This is a genomic window from Xaviernesmea oryzae (assembly GCF_900109605.1).
Lineage (GTDB): Bacteria > Pseudomonadota > Alphaproteobacteria > Rhizobiales > Rhizobiaceae > Xaviernesmea > Xaviernesmea oryzae.
Genome location: NZ_FOAM01000004.1, coordinates 107,246 through 121,294 on the forward strand (window position 1 = coordinate 107,246; position 14,049 = coordinate 121,294).

Genomic DNA, 14,049 nt, shown 5'->3' on the forward strand with positions numbered 1-14,049 from the left:
GACGACAAGTCAGATGTTTTCGGGCGTATAGATTTCGAAGGGCAGGAAGATCTGGCTTGCGCCCGACTGGCTGCCGTCGAGCGCGCCGAGCATGCGCGCGACCAGATCGCGCGCCAGACGCTCGACCGGCGTGGCGATCGCCATGGTCACCACCTCCTCCGCCAGTGCCGCACGCGAGTCCGGTGTCAACTCGTTGACGACAGTGGCGATCCGCCCGCCGAGCTTGTCTTCCCGCAGGGCTGAAATCGCACCCTCCATGCCGCCACCGCAGACATAGAGTCCCACCAGATCGGGATGGCGTGCCGCGAGGTTGAGGGTCGCCTCATGGGTGATCTCGGCCGTATCCAGATTGACCAGCGTATCCAGCATCTCCAGTTCCGGCGCATGCTCGCGGATATAGGAGCGAAAGCCGAGCTCGCGCAGCTCATGCCCATGAAACCGGTGACTGCCGACAAAGGCGGCCACCTTGCCGGGCTTCCGCACGGCCTTGGCAATCATCCACGCCGCCGTGCGGCCAACCTTGACATTGTCGAGCCCTATATAACCGCGTCGCGCACCGACCGCGAAATCCGACAGGAGGGTGAAAACCGGAATGCCACGCTCGCTCAATTCCTCGACCACGGCGGCGAGCGCCGGCACATCCGGCGCCACCATGGCGATCGCCTGATTGCGGGCGGCCATCGTCTTGAGCTTTTCGGACAGTACGCTTGGCGTCGAATTGGGGACGAAATCGATCTGCGGCACGGCGCGCACGCCCGGCGCGGCCAGCGTCGCCTGCTCGATCTCGCGCATGACGGCCTGATAGAAGGGCTGATCGGGCTTTTGCAGGAGAAAGCCCAGACGCACATGCGGCAGATCCTCGAAGACGCGCTGACGCAGCAGGCCGACAGCGTGATAGCCAATGGCACGCGCTGCGTCATAGACGCGCCGCGCCGTATCCTCGCGCACCCGATGGCGGCCGTTGAGCACGCGATCCACCGTCGCGACGCTCACCCCCGCAGCCCTGGCCAGATCCGCAATTGTCGGCCTGCCGCTCATCTCGTCCCCTCCAGACTGAAGCCGCGGCGCATGAGAAAATCCCCTCACACATGACGCGGCAATGATGATGAAGAATGATAGAATCTCTCAAGGCTGCATTGAGCCTGCACGGAAGTCAACCTACAGTCTTGGTCATGAGGAGCGGCGCCAAGGGCAAGACGATCTTGCAGAGGCGCAGGAGACAGCCGCACAGCACGAGCCGGAAGGCTAGGCCAGACGCGGCGGAGGAGATCCCCAATGACGACATCAGCAACGAAGCGTGACTACAGCCTGATCGGCCGCGATGCCCAGCGCGCCGTCGAGACCGGTCTGTCAGCGGCCGAATGGTATCACACCGACATTCCCCGCAAGGAGATGAAGGAGCTGATGAAGCGTGAGGATGGCCCCGCTATCCGCGACACCGCGCTCTGGCTCGGCGGCATGGTGGTCACGGGCGGCCTCGGCGCGGCCTTGTGGGGCTCGTGGTGGTGCGTGCCCTTCTTCCTGGTCTACGGCGTGTTGTATGGCTCGGCTTCGGATTCGCGCTGGCACGAATGCGGCCATGGCACGGCGTTCAAGACCCGCTGGATGAACGATGTGGTCTATCAAATCGCCTGCTTCATGATCATGCGCAATCCGATCACCTGGCGCTGGAGCCACACGCGCCACCATACGGACACCGTCATCGTCGGCCGCGATCCGGAAATCGCCGTCATGCGCCCGCCGGATCTGTTCCGCCTGATCCTCAATGTCTTCGGCATTCTCGATGCCGGCTATGCGATGGTCGATATGCTGCGCAATGCCGCCGGCATCATCAGCCGGGAGGAGAAGACCTTCGTTCCCGCCGAGGAGCAGCCTAAGGCCATTCGCGTCGCCCGCATCTGGCTGGCGCTTTATGCCGCAACCATCGTCGCTGCCTTTGCCATGGGCTCGATCCTACCGCTGATGCTGATCGGCCTACCGCGTCTTTACGGCGCTTGGCACCATGTGATGACCGGGCTTCTGCAGCATGGCGGGCTGGCCGACAATGTCATCGACCACCGGCTGAACAGCCGCACGGTCTACATGAATCCGTTCTCGCGCTTCGTCTACTGGAACATGAACTATCACGTCGAACATCATATGTTTCCGATGGTGCCCTACCACGCGCTGCCCAGGCTACACGCGATGATCAAGCACGATCTGCCGGCTCCCTGCCCATCGATCCTTGCTGGCTATCGCGAGATGATCCCGGCCTTCCTGCGCCAGCTGAAGAACGAGGATTACTTCCTCAAGCGCAGCCTGCCGCCGACCGCCAAGCCCTATCGCGAAGACTTCGAGCCTCAGGCGCTCGCGGCGGAATGACGCCGGCCAACCCGGGGCGGGAGGCCTTGGGACGCGGCCCATCGAGATCAACCATTTTTCTGGAGGACACCATGAGCGACAGCTGGATCGCCGTTTGCAGCCGCGACGAGATCGACGAGGAAGATGTGATGCGCTTCGATCACGAAGGACGCACCTTCGCCATCTATCGCAGCCCTGACGACGCCTTTTTCGCCACGGACGGTCTCTGCACCCATGAAAAGATCCATCTCGCGGATGGGCTGGTCATGGACGAGGTGATCGAATGTCCCAAGCATAATGGCCGCTTCAACTACAAGACCGGCAAAGCGCTTGGTGCGCCCGTCTGCGTCAATCTGCAGACCTATCCGGTCAAGCTCGACGGCGACACCGTCTATATCGCGATCGGTTGAAGGAGAGGGTCATGGCTGCGGGAATCGTCATCGTCGGCGCCGGCGAATGCGGCGCACGTGCTGCCTTTGCCCTGCGCGAGCGTGGCTATCAGGGACCGCTGACGCTTGTCGGCGCCGAGCGGCATCTGCCCTATGAGCGCCCGCCGCTCTCCAAGGCACTTAGCATGGACGGACCAAAGTTGGTCGCTTCCCTCGACGCCTATCAGGAAGCCGGCATCACCCTGATGCTCGCCACCGAGGCACGCGGCATCGACCGGCAGGCTAAAGCGCTCCGCCTTGCCGGCGCTGATGGCGAGACCACCCTGGCCTATGACAGGCTGCTCCTGACCACGGGCGCACGTCCCCGGCGCCTGCCCGGCATGACGGATGCAAGCCGATACATCCGCACCCTGCGCACGGCCGACGATGCAGCTGCACTGACCCAGGCTTTTTCGGCGGGACAGCATGTAGTGCTGATCGGCGGCGGCTTCATCGGGCTGGAACTGGCGGCGACGGCGCGTCAGCGCGGCGCGGCCGTCACGCTTCTGGAGGCGGGCCCACGCATTCTCGCACGCGGTGTGCCAGCCGAAATGGCGGAGATCGTGGCCAAGCGTCACAGCGCCGAGGGCGTGCGCATCCTCACGGGCGCCACCATGACCGCGCTGACGGAACATGAGGGCGGCGCCGAAATCAAGCTCGGCTCAGGCGAGCGGCTGGAGGCGGATCTGGTGCTGGTCGGCATTGGCGCCGTGCCGAATGTGGAGCTTGCAGCGGCCGCCGGTCTTGCGATCGACAATGGCATTGCGGTGGACCGGCATCTGACAACGAGCGACCCGCTGATCTTCGCTGCTGGCGACTGCTGCTCTTTTCCCCTTCCTCCCGGCGCGGACGGCACGAGCCGACGCGTTCGTCTGGAAGCCTGGCGCAATGCGCAGGAACAGGCGGCGCTGGCTGCTGCCAATCTGCTCGGCGAACAGGCGGTCCATGCCGCCGTGCCGTGGTTCTGGTCGGATCAGTATGACCTGACGCTTCAGGTCGCCGGACTGGCGCAGGAGGGCGATCGCATCGTGCGGCGTGACATGGGCGCCGAGGCGCTGATCCTTTTCCACCTCGATTCAGAGGGACGCCTGACGGCGGCGGCGGGCATTGGACCTGGTAATGCCGTGGCGCGCGATATCCGACTGGCCGAGATGATGATCGCCAATGGCGCCCGCCCCGACCCCACAGCGCTTGCCTCATCCGCGACCAAGCTCAAGAGCCTGCTGGCAGCCTGATCGCGCTACCAGCAGGCTGCCAATGTAGCCGGCCACCTTCCCTCTCTCGCGAAGCGCCGATCAGCGGCGCAAGGAAGCATTCATGACCAAGTCCCGCCGCCCCACCGTCGCCGATCTTCTTGCCATGAAGGGCAAGCGCCAGCTCAGCATGCTGCGGGTGGTGACGCTGGAAGAGGCCGAAGCGGCCGAGCGCGCCGGCGTCGATCTTCTCTCGGTGCCACCTGCGCTGCTCGGCCCGGCGTTTCGCGAGGCCGCGCCGACCTGCTTTGCCTTTCCCGGCCTGGAATATGGCCAGTGCGTGACCACGGAAGATTATCTGCGGGCCGCTTTCAAGGCGATGATGGCCGGCGGCGATGCGGTCTATTGCGCGGCCGGTCTTTCGACCGTGCGACGCTTGGCGGAAGAGGGCATCCCCGTCTGCGGCCATGTCGGCCTCATCCCCTCCAAGGCAACCTGGACCGGCGGCTTTCGCGCCGTCGGCAAGACGGCCCAAAGCGCGCTCACCGTCTGGCGCCAGACGAAAGCGCTGGAGGACGCCGGCGCTTTTGCAGCCGAGATCGAGGTGGTGCCAGGCGAAGTCGCGCGCGAAATCAGCCGCCGGACCTCGCTTTTGATGCTATCCATGGGCGCCGGCGCCGGCTGCGATGCGCAATATCTCTTTGCCGAGGACGTGCTTGGCAGCCATCGCGGCCATTATCCACGCCATGCGAAGACCTACCGCGACTTTGCTGCCGATTACGAGCGTCTGCAGCAGGAGCGCATTGCCGCTTTCGGCGAATATGTCGCCGATGTGCGTTCCGGAGCCTATCCGGCTGCCGAGCATCTCGTGGGCATCGACAATGCCGAACTCGACGCCTTCCTCAGCGAGATCGAAGGCGCGTAGGCCGCGATCGATCAGAGCCGCGCCCGCAGCCGCGTCGGCGACATCTTCTCGGCCTCGACATCTTCGGCCGCCGGCCGGCGCGGCTTCTGCGCCACCGGCATCAGCGTGAACAGTTCCTGCGCGGCCTTGACCCCGCGCAAGGCATAGCGCCCGAGCGAAACGACCTCGCGGTCCACAGGTGGCGGCGCGCTGGCGACGAAGGGTGAGGACATGACCACCGATCGGTCGACCACCCGGCAGAGCGAGGCAATGCGCGCGACCTCGTTGACCGCGGGACCAATCACCGTGAAATCAAGCCGGTTGGCGCTGCCGATATTGCCGTAGAAGACATCGCCCGTATGCAGGCCGAGATAGACCTCCGTCGTCGGCTTGCCATCGGCCGCGCGCCGGGCATTCAGGGCTTCGATCTTGTCGCGCAGAATATGCTCGGCCTTGAGCGCGCGGTGGCAGGCCTCCTCGCTCTCCTCGGCCTTGAAGATCGCCATGACGCCGTCGCCGATCAGCTTCAGCACGTTGCCCTCGGCCTCATGGATGGAGGTGATGACCGCATCCGCATAGTCGTTGAGGAAGGGAATGATCTCGTCCGGCGGCAGGCTCTCCGTGATCCGTGTGTAATCGCGCAGATCGGAAAACCAGAGCACGGCCGAGATCCGGTCTGTCCGTCCGCGAGAAATGCGCCCTTCGAGCACACGGCGCGCGGCATCGCGGCCGAGATAGACCTCGGCGATGGTGCGCGAGATCCGCGCCAGCGTGCAGGATTTGATGGCGAGCGCGAGATAAGGCACCAGTTCCCGCAAAGCGGCAAGATCCGCCTCGCTGAAACCAGCCTCGTCGCGTGTGGTCCAATGCGAATAGAAACAGTCCATATCGCCGATATGGCTCGCCTCGGCAAAGCGGTGGATCAGAGCGACATAGTCCTTGTGCCCTGATGCCACCAGCGTATCGAGCTTATAGAAATCGGCCGGCTCGCCAAAGCCGATGCGCCGGCGCAGCTCCCCCTGGCGCGTCTTGCGCAGATGGTGAAACGCCGTGCGCCGCCAGTTCTCCGAAGCCTCGCCTTCGTCCGACGACATATATTCGAAGGTGGAGACCACCGGCTCGCTGCTGTCCCACTGAAAGGCGCGGCCTTCATAGACCGGATGCAGCGTATCGATCAGCGCCAGATTGCGGTCCAATTTCAAGCCGGCGGCGCGGCACTGCATGCAGAAGCCGTGGAGGATGGCAAGCTCATCGCTGCCCTTCAGTCCCTGCGCGGTCAGCCATGCGGCGATCCGGGCGATGTCTGTGTTTTTCATATCGGGTCGTTCCTTGGCCCAGCCCTGCATCCTCCAGGATCGTCTCAAGGCCTGGACGAAAGGGGAGCGGGCGGCCATGCGTCGCAATCACGAGGGATCACGAACATGATGTCTTTCCACCGGCGGTCCATGGAGCTTGCACGATTAGCGCGCACCGGTGGGGATCAGATCGCGTGCTTTGCGCCGAAGCATGCATCGAGATCAAGCAAAAATGCAGCGGAAGGCTCTGCCAAGATGACGGTTTGATGACACTTGCGACAAAAACCACGCAGAAAAGCCGCCAAACGCGGCGGCTTCCCCAGGTTTTCGGGTTTTAGTCGTGCAAGATGAACCACCACTCGACACGACCATGCGCCAAATAGAAGAGCGATAGCGCAAGGCTCTCCGTTGCTTTGACGCACACACGATCTTGCGATCAGATGTTGGCGTCCCCGGTCAAGAACCGTTCGAGCGCGGTGATCTCGTTGGGGCGGATGTCGTGTCCACCCGCATGCCATTCCGTTTCCACCATGGCGCCACGGCCTTCCAGATGCGCAGCGAGCGCCTCCGTCAGCGGCACCGGGCAGATCGGATCTCTCCGGCCGGCCGTGATCAACACCTTTGCACCCGTCAACGGCGCGCGCGCCGTGGGAGCGAAGGGAATGAGTGGATGCATCAGCGCGGCCTTGGAAAACAGGCCGGGTTGCTCGATCAGCACATTGGCGAGAATATTGGCGCCATTGGAAAAGCCAAGGCCAAGACTCTCGCCGGTCGCGTGCTCGTCCGCCATCCGGCGCATGAAGCCCGCCATTTTCGCCGTCGCACGGGCGAGATCGGCCATGTCATAGACGCCCTCACCCGTGCGGCGAAAGAAGCGTGCCGCGCCATGTTCTGAAATATCGCCCCGTGGCGAGACGATGGTCGCATCCGGCAGAAGCCGGCTGGCAAAGGCGAAGAACTGGTTTTCATCGCCGCCCGTGCCATGGAAGACGAAGAAGGCAGGCGCGCCCGGCGCGCCTGGCCTGACCAGATGGTGGTAGCTGTCGTCAGACATTTGCTTAGCCTTCCAGCTTTTCCAGATGCTGCTCCAGGATCGGCCGCAAATGCTTGTGCTGCTGCGGCAGCTTCAGCGCCTCGCCGAGATGAGCAGGATCCTCGTCGCGGGCAAAGCCCGGCTCGTTGGTGGCGATCTCGAACAGCACGCCGCCGGGTGTGCGGAAATAGATCGCCCAGAAATAATCGCGGTCGATCACTGGCGTCACCTGATAGCCCGTATCCATCAGGGCCTTGCGCACGGCGAGCTGTGCCTCGCGGTTTTCCACGGCGAAGGCCACGTGATGCACCGAGCCTGCGCCCTGGCGCCCGTGGGCAATATTGGGCAGGGTTTCGAGATCGATGACCCCAGCCTCATTGCCGCCGGGAACCGCCAGCCGCGTGACGCCGTCATGCGTATCCACGGGCTGATAACCCATGAAGCCGAGCAGCTCGCGCGTGGCGCCCTCGTCGCGCAGCCGCAGCGAGACAGAATGGAAGCCGCGAATGGCTTCGTCCGCACCGACCCCGTTGCCCGTCCAGACCGCGCGCGCATCGTCCTCGACTTCCACCAGCGCGAAGCCGTCACCATCGGGCCCGGCGAAATGCAGACGCTTGGCACCGAAGGCTTCATCCTCTTTCAGCCCATCGACCTTGTGGGCCACCAACCGCTCGCGCCAGAACGGCAGCGTGCCCTTCGGGACGGAAAAGACGGTGGTGCCGACCTCGCCCGTGCCCGGCCGGCCCTTGGCGATATTGGGGAAGGGAAAATAGGTCATCACGCTGCCCGGCATACCCAGCTCATCACCATAATAGAGGTGGTAGACATCAGGCGCGTCGAAATTGACCGTCTTCTTGACCCGGCGCAACCCAAGCGCATCGGTGAAGAATGCGTTGTTTTCCCGCGCATTGGAGGCCATCGAGGTGACGTGATGGAGGCCTTTGATCTGGTCGATCATGACATGTCCTTTCCGCGCCGTTCAGACGCTGAACAGCTGTCAGGACAAGCGCAAAGACGATGCTGCCTCTGCCGGCGTCCTGTCAGCCAGGGCGGTTCTTCCGCCCTTTCGATGGGCTGAAGATGGCGGCACCGGAGGGCATTGTGAAGCAGCAGGGAGCAGGACGGATTGTCTCCGCAGAATGAACAATGACATTGGCATTGTTCACCCGAATCGACCGCTCTTTGCCAGGCGGAAGGAATGATAAAGAGTAAGGAACGACTTACGTCGTTTTAGAAATGAGCGGCTTCCATCTACCTTTTCCCCAAGAAGCCAAGGATCGGCTTTTCAACAAAAAGATGGATAAGGGTTCCAATAACAATTGCCACCAGCGAGGCCATAAGAGCCGACACTTCTCCTGAGAGAACTGGCAGCGCCTTTGCAATAAGCGGAAATAGTTTTCCGATCACTTGGTAGAGGATAACGACGTGGAAGAGATAAATCGAATAGGATGCATCCCCGAGCAGGACCAACAGGCGCGACCACGTCACCCGCTCTTCGAGCCTCAAAAAGCCGATGAAGATCAAGGCAGCGGGAACGCCACGCGCTATGAACCGCCAGACTGATTCATTCGGAACGAAAGCGAAGGCGATGAGCAACGCAAAGCCTGCACTCAGGTAGTATAATGCGTTTAGCCGCAGAAAACCGCCACGATGCATGGCTGCTATGACTGCGCCAAACAGAAATTCGAAGAGAATCGGGTTCGATAAAAAAATATGTCCTGCAGAGCCGCTCGGAAGGACATAGCACCCCGCGAGGAAGAAGGCGAAGAGCACTCCTCCAACCGCCGGAAGGATAAAACGGCCCGGGAAAAAGAGTGCGATCGAGAAGACGAGGTAAAAGAACGCCTCATAGTTCAAGGTCCAGCCGACACCGACAATTGGCTGCAACACGCCCGTTCTGTCGAAGGACGGGATAAAGAAAATACTCAACAACCGCCACCACGCCGTATCGTATGGCAGCTCTCCCGTCTTGGTCAAAGAAGAGACGATTGCGAGACCAAGATAAAGCGCTGTGGCAATGACATAGAGTGGCCAGACACGAAATATTCTCTGTATAAGAAAATCGCTGACCGGCTTTTCGCCAGAGACATACTTCCTGCTGATGAAGATCATCAGGAACCCACTCAAAACGAAAAACAGGTCCACACCGAAAGCGCCGAGTTCCACAACCGCTGCCGGTATGATCAATGGGCTGGATGCTGCGAGATCTCCTGGTGCATGGACCGAGACAGCGCGCAGTGCATGATGGAAGACAACGGACAGTGCCGCAAATGCGCGCAGAACCTGCAGCGCTGTGAGCTTACCTGCGGCCATTGGATCAATTACTCCGATGCATGTCGCCCATCAAAGCTAGGCTCCAGAACGCAATTTCTATCCTTCAGGCTCTAAGTCTGAGGGACTGAACGTCGGTAGCATTGCCGCCACCACACATCAATATGCTGCAACGCAATATGAACGCTTTCGACGGGGATCATGCGATCCGTCTTATGGCGCTGTCCTATGGCTCGCAATGCATGGACCATATTAGAAATTGCGCATGAACCTTCAAAGGGAAATTGTCTTTTTTCGCGCCATCAAGGGAACAAATGCATGCGCTGCACAATTTGTGAAGGCATCTCCCAGAACCCCGATCCTACTGCAAGGGACAACGCGCGTGGACGCTCAAGTGAAAACATATTCGATCGAGGCCGGAAGCTGGCATAGACTTGGCGCCATTCCGGATCAGGACGGCGTGAATTTCGCGCTGTTTTCCGCCCATGCGGAGCGCGTTGAGCTCTGCCTGTTCGACGACAGCGGCCGGATTGAGATCGCCCGTCTGACACTACCCGAATATACCAATGAGGTCTGGCACGGCTTTGTGCCGGGACTGAAGCCCGGCCAGCTCTACGGCTATCGCGTCCACGGCCCCTACCGCCCTGAGGAGGGCCACCGCTTCAATCCGAACAAGCTGCTGGTCGATCCCTATGCGCGCGAGCTCGTCGGCGATGTGGCCTGGTCGTCCGACCATTTCGGCTATATCATGGATGCGGAAGACAAGGACCTGTCCTTCAGCGAGACCGATAGCGCCGCGGTCATGCCGAAGTGCCGGGTGGTCGATACCGGCGCCTATGACTGGAAGGGCGACAAGAGCCCGATCATTCCCTGGTCGAAGACCATCTTCTACGAAACCCATGTGAAGGGCTTCACCAAGCTGCATCCGGCGATCCCGGAAAACCTGCGCGGCACCTTCGAAGGCATGGGCCACAAGGCCGTCGTCGATTACATCAAGAGCCTCGGGATTACCTCGGTCGAGCTTCTGCCGATCCATTTCTTCCCCGACGACAGCATGCTGATCGACAAGGGCCTGCACAATTTCTGGGGTTACAACACGCTCGGCTTCTTCTCGCCGGCCAATCGCTATTTCGGCCCGAATGGCCGCGACGGCTTCCGCGACATGGTGCGCGCGCTGCATGACGGCGGCATCGAGGTCATTCTCGACGTGGTCTACAACCACACGGCCGAGGGCAACGAGCTGGGGCCGACGCTCTCTTTCAAGGGCATCGACAATTTCTCCTACTATCGCACGATCCCCGACAATCACCGCTACTATATCAACGACACCGGGACGGGAAACACGGTCAACACCTCGCATCCGCGCGTGCTGCAGATGGTCACGGACTCGCTGCGCTACTGGGTCGAGGAGATGCATGTCGATGGCTTCCGCTTCGATCTCGGCACCATCCTCGGCCGCGAGCCTGAGGGTTTCGACCAGCGCGGCGGTTTCTTCGATGCGGTGACGCAGGATCCGGTTCTCTCCAAGGTCAAGCTCGTCGGCGAGCCTTGGGATATCGGTCCGGGCGGCTACCAAGTCGGCGGCTTTCCGCCGGGCTGGGCCGAGTGGAACGACAAATATCGCGACACCGTGCGCGATTACTGGAAGGACACCGACAACACCGCGCCGGATTTCGCCGCCCGCTTCTTCGGCTCGGGCGATCTCTATGACCTGCGCGGCCGCCGCCCTTGGGCCTCGGTCAACTTCATCTGCGCCCATGACGGCTTCACGCTGAACGACCTCGTCTCCTACAATGAAAAGCATAACGAGGCGAATGGCGAGGACAACAAAGACGGCCATAGCGATAATCGTAGCGACAATTACGGTGCGGAAGGCCCCACCGACGACGAAACCATCAACGCCGTGCGTGAGCGCCAGAAGCGCAATTTCCTTGCCACGCTGCTCCTGTCGCATGGCACGCCGATGGTGCTGGCCGGCGATGAATTCGGCCGCAGCCAGATGGGCAATAACAATGGCTATTGCCAGGACAGCGAGATCAGCTGGGTGCATTGGGAAGACCTTCCGCCATCGGCCGAAGAGCTCCGCGACTTCACCCGCCGGCTGATTGCACTGCGCATGGAGCAGCCGCTTTTGCGCCGCGACAACTGGCGCGACGGCATGGTGATCGAATGGCTGAATGCCGGCGGCGGACCCCAGCTGCCGGAGCACTGGGCCGATGGCGGCGGCACGACCATCGGCGCTCTGGTCTCGCGCGGCGATCTTGAAGGCCAGGAAGGCATCTGGTCGAAGATGCTGGTGATCTTCAACCCGCATAATGGCACCGTGCCCTTCGTTCTGCCGGAGGGCGGATGGCGCCTGGTTCTCACCACGGACGATCCCACCGTTACGGATGCGGCGATCGAAGGCGGCGAGGCCTATGAAATGATGGGCCGCAGTCTCTGCCTGTTCATCCCGGCCTGATATCGGCGTCGGCTCTGAGCTGATGGAAACGGCGCGCTGCTGCTGGCAACGCGCCGTTTTCGCGTGAGAGGAGGTGCGTTTTCCGGCCCGAGCATGCGCGGCGACCCGACCCGCTGGAACCCGGAGGATCTGCTGGTCGCCTCGCTTTCGGCCTGCCACAAGCTCTGGTATCTCGGCTCTGTGCCGGCGTCGGGGTGGTCGTGCTGAAATGCTGTCGATCAGGCCGAAAGCGTGATGCTGGCAGAGGCTGGCGGGGCCGGCCAGTTCATGGCTGTCACCTTGCACCCGAGCGTGACCATCTCAGCCAAAAACGATCAGCAAAAGGCGCTAGCTGGACGAAATGGCCCATGCCATGCGTTTCATCGCCCGGTCGGCGAGCTCCCTGTCCATGCCGATCCGGAGATCCTGATCGCCCAGGGGGCCATGTCACCCCTCTAAGGGATTGCCCTTAGGCAACCGGCTTCTGCTCTGCGATCAACCGCGCATAAAGCGAAGCATATTGCTCGGCCGAGCGCTCCCAGGAGAAATTCGCCTTCATACCCTGATTCTGCAGCCGCGCCCATTTCTTCGGATCGCGATAGGCATGGAAGGCCCGGTGGACCGCGAGCCGCAGATTGTCGGCGGTGACGGGATGGAACTGGAAGCCGGTTGCCACCCTTGCCGACATGGCCGCGTCATTGGCGTCTATGATCGTTTCCGAAAGCCCGCCGGTGCGCGAGACCAGCGGCACGGCGCCATAGCGCAGGGCATAAAGCTGGGTCAAGCCGCAGGGCTCGAAGCGGGAGGGCTGGACCATGACGTCGCAGCCGGCATGGATCAGATGGGCGGTTGCCTCGTCATAGCCGATCCGCACGCCGATCTGGCCGGGACGCCAGCCGGCCGCGAGGATCAGCGAGCGCTCGACATCCTTCGATCCCTGCCCGAGAATGATCAGCTTGCCGCCGAGATTGCAGATCTCGTCGGCCACCTCGGCCAGCATATCCGCGCCCTTCTGCCAGGTCAGGCGGGTCACGGCGGCGAAGATCGGCCCCGGCGTATTGTCCAGGCGAAAGGCGTCGATCAGCTTGGCGCGGTTGCGCTGGCGCAGACGGATCTGCTTGTAGTCGTAGTTAACGGGAATATAGGGATCCGTTGCTGGGTCCCAGATCTCCATGTCGATGCCGTTGACGATGCCGGAGAAATCCCGCAGGCGCGACAGCAGCGCGCCGTCCAGACCCATGCCAAGATCGGTTGACAGAACTTCCCGGGCATAGGTGGGGCTCACCGTCGTCACGGCGCTGGCGGTCTGGATCCCGCCTTTGAGGAAGCAGAGATCGCCGTAATATTCCAAGCAATCAACCGTCATTGCCTCCGGCGGCAGGCCGATCTCGCGGATCAGCTTGGCCGAAAACTGGCCTTGAAAAGCGAGATTGTGGATGGTCAGCACGGAGGGGATCGCCGCCGCATTGTCGGAAAACTTCATATAGACGCTGGTCAGCGCCGTCTGCCAGTCATGCGTGTGCACCAGGTCAGGCCGCCAGTCCGGCAACAGGCCGCCCGCGACCGCCGAGGCCACATAGGGAAGCACGCTGAAACGGCGCCAATTATCGGGATAATCCTGTCCATCCAACCCGACATAGGGGCCGCCTTGGCGGTCGTAGAGGCTCGGCACATCGAGGATGAGCAGGTCGAGCCCCTCATGGCGCGCTTCGAGAAGAGTGGCCGGCGTTCCGAAGAGATCGCTGAAAAAATGCACCGGGCGCGGCTCTTCGATGCGCGAGAGAACAGCGGGATAACCGGGCACCAGCGTGCGCGTCTGGCAACCCAGATGCTCGAGAACCTTTGGCAGCGCGCCCGTAACGTCGGCCAGGCCGCCCGTCTTGATCAACGGAAAAATCTCCGACGCCACCGAAAGTATCTTCACGCAAACCTCGTCCCGGGCTTCGGCCGGTCGCTCTTCGGCAACCTCAGGCGCACGCCCATTTTGTTTCAAACAGTCGTCCGGACCGCTCTGTCGAACTGGCCGGCTGGTATGTCGGCACTGTTATCGCCCGATCATCCCATCGAAAGACCCTGTCCCGGGTCTTGAGCCTGTCGCAACCTTCTCGGCCGCATCCAAGCTCAGTCTCATCGTCCGGCCGTGCT

General features: G+C 62.0%; 11 protein-coding genes. 5 read left to right on the forward strand and 6 right to left on the reverse strand.

Annotated elements, in window-relative coordinates; translation table 11 throughout:
* Positions 1-9 precede the first annotated feature (9 nt).
* Positions 10-1,038, reverse strand: a complete 1,029-nt coding sequence (locus BMX61_RS05955; protein ID WP_075628546.1) for a LacI family DNA-binding transcriptional regulator — start codon at positions 1,036-1,038, stop codon at positions 10-12.
* Positions 1,039-1,275: 237 nt separating this feature from the next.
* Between BMX61_RS05955 and BMX61_RS05965 the strand changes: the two genes are divergently transcribed.
* From BMX61_RS05965 to BMX61_RS05980, 4 genes are all read left to right on the forward strand, one after another.
* Complete coding sequence (locus BMX61_RS05965) at positions 1,276-2,361, forward strand: fatty acid desaturase family protein (protein WP_075628544.1); 1,086 nt, start codon at positions 1,276-1,278, stop codon at positions 2,359-2,361.
* Between the two features lie 71 nt (positions 2,362-2,432).
* On the forward strand, positions 2,433-2,750 hold the full coding sequence (locus tag BMX61_RS05970) for a MocE family 2Fe-2S type ferredoxin (RefSeq protein ID WP_075628543.1): 318 nt from the start codon (positions 2,433-2,435) through the stop codon (positions 2,748-2,750).
* An 11-nt stretch (positions 2,751-2,761) separates the two neighbouring features.
* Positions 2,762-4,003, forward strand: coding sequence for an NAD(P)/FAD-dependent oxidoreductase (locus tag BMX61_RS05975; protein WP_075628542.1), 1,242 nt, complete (start codon positions 2,762-2,764; stop codon positions 4,001-4,003).
* 82 nt (positions 4,004-4,085) lie between these two features.
* Entirely contained in the window at positions 4,086-4,886 is an 801-nt protein-coding gene (locus BMX61_RS05980; RefSeq protein ID WP_075628541.1) for a 3-methyl-2-oxobutanoate hydroxymethyltransferase, read from the forward strand.
* An 11-nt stretch (positions 4,887-4,897) separates the two neighbouring features.
* Here the strand turns inward: BMX61_RS05980 and BMX61_RS05985 are convergent, their stop codons facing one another.
* The 4 genes from BMX61_RS05985 to BMX61_RS06000 all read right to left on the reverse strand — a co-directional run bounded on the left by BMX61_RS05985 (position 4,898) and on the right by BMX61_RS06000 (position 9,506).
* A complete protein-coding gene (locus BMX61_RS05985; protein WP_083639515.1) occupies positions 4,898-6,181 on the reverse strand; it encodes an adenylate/guanylate cyclase domain-containing protein in 1,284 nt (427 codons plus the stop codon).
* A 415-nt stretch (positions 6,182-6,596) separates the two neighbouring features.
* The gene (locus BMX61_RS05990) at positions 6,597-7,214 is read right to left on the reverse strand and encodes an alpha/beta hydrolase (RefSeq protein ID WP_075628540.1); all 618 of its coding nucleotides are present in this window, start codon (positions 7,212-7,214) and stop codon (positions 6,597-6,599) included.
* A gap of 4 nt (positions 7,215-7,218) precedes the next feature.
* Positions 7,219-8,151 (reverse strand): VOC family protein, encoded by a 933-nt coding sequence (locus BMX61_RS05995; RefSeq protein WP_075628539.1) that lies wholly within the window; start codon positions 8,149-8,151, stop codon positions 7,219-7,221.
* Between the two features lie 293 nt (positions 8,152-8,444).
* Positions 8,445-9,506, reverse strand: a complete 1,062-nt coding sequence (locus tag BMX61_RS06000; protein WP_075628538.1) for an acyltransferase family protein — start codon at positions 9,504-9,506, stop codon at positions 8,445-8,447.
* A gap of 340 nt (positions 9,507-9,846) precedes the next feature.
* On the opposite strand from BMX61_RS06000, the gene glgX reads away from it, so the two are divergent.
* Positions 9,847-11,925 carry a glycogen debranching protein GlgX gene (glgX, locus tag BMX61_RS06005; RefSeq protein ID WP_407703743.1) on the forward strand — a complete coding sequence of 693 codons (2,079 nt, stop codon included), beginning with the start codon at positions 9,847-9,849 and terminating at the stop codon, positions 11,923-11,925.
* Between the two features lie 448 nt (positions 11,926-12,373).
* On the opposite strand, the gene glgA is transcribed toward glgX, so the two are convergent.
* On the reverse strand, positions 12,374-13,828 hold the full coding sequence (gene glgA, locus BMX61_RS06015; protein WP_075628665.1) for a glycogen synthase GlgA: 1,455 nt from the start codon (positions 13,826-13,828) through the stop codon (positions 12,374-12,376).
* Positions 13,829-14,049 lie beyond the last annotated feature (221 nt).

Coding starts and splice junctions, on each gene's coding strand:
- BMX61_RS05980 (WP_075628541.1), top strand. CDS start 4,086: ATGACCAAGTCCCGCCGCCCCACCGTCGCCGATCTTCTTGCCATGAAG.
- BMX61_RS05970 (WP_075628543.1), top strand. CDS start 2,433: ATGAGCGACAGCTGGATCGCCGTTTGCAGCCGCGACGAGATCGACGAG.
- BMX61_RS05975 (WP_075628542.1), top strand. CDS start 2,762: ATGGCTGCGGGAATCGTCATCGTCGGCGCCGGCGAATGCGGCGCACGT.
- BMX61_RS05955 (WP_075628546.1), bottom strand. CDS start 1,038: ATGAGCGGCAGGCCGACAATTGCGGATCTGGCCAGGGCTGCGGGGGTG.
- BMX61_RS05965 (WP_075628544.1), top strand. CDS start 1,276: ATGACGACATCAGCAACGAAGCGTGACTACAGCCTGATCGGCCGCGAT.
- BMX61_RS05985 (WP_083639515.1), bottom strand. CDS start 6,181: ATGAAAAACACAGACATCGCCCGGATCGCCGCATGGCTGACCGCGCAG.
- BMX61_RS05990 (WP_075628540.1), bottom strand. CDS start 7,214: ATGTCTGACGACAGCTACCACCATCTGGTCAGGCCAGGCGCGCCGGGC.
- BMX61_RS05995 (WP_075628539.1), bottom strand. CDS start 8,151: ATGATCGACCAGATCAAAGGCCTCCATCACGTCACCTCGATGGCCTCC.
- BMX61_RS06000 (WP_075628538.1), bottom strand. CDS start 9,506: ATGGCCGCAGGTAAGCTCACAGCGCTGCAGGTTCTGCGCGCATTTGCG.